Below are 441 nucleotides of genomic sequence, written 5' to 3' on the forward strand. Positions count from 1 at the left end.
CGGCGCCGTGGGTGGGCGTGCTCGTCTACGCGGTGGGCGTGGTTCTGCACAACGACGCGCACCGCGGCACGCTGCCGTGGATCACGCTCGTGCTGCTCGTCGCGTACGCCGGTCAGGTGCTCGGCGGCGTGCTGTTCGGCGCCGTCGTCTCGTCGTTCGTCGGCGCGCTCGCGATGACGCCCGTCGCGATGCTCGCGGCCACGCGCCGCGAGGGCCCGCCGTTCCTCGTGACGTCCCTGCCCGGGTTCTGGGTGCTCGTGCCCGGTGGGCTCGGCCTGGTCGGCGTGACGTCCGTGCTCGGGCACTCGACCGACCAGGCGGTCACGACGATCGTCACCACCGGGGTGTCGATGGTCGCGATCAGCCTCGGCGTGCTCGCGGGCCTCGCCGAAGACCCGCCGCAGGGCTTCGGTATGGACGTGGCGGCGGGGCTGTACCTCG

At 73.5% G+C, this 441-nt stretch carries 1 protein-coding gene; it reads left to right on the forward strand.

Annotated elements, in window-relative coordinates:
* Positions 1-441, forward strand: a 441-nt coding sequence (locus tag G3I71_RS47745) for a threonine/serine exporter family protein (protein WP_203733168.1), incomplete at both ends; no start/stop codon positions are given.

Source organism: Streptomyces sp. SID12501, assembly GCF_010550245.1.
In the GTDB taxonomy this organism is placed as follows: Bacteria; Actinomycetota; Actinomycetes; order Streptomycetales; family Streptomycetaceae; genus Streptomyces.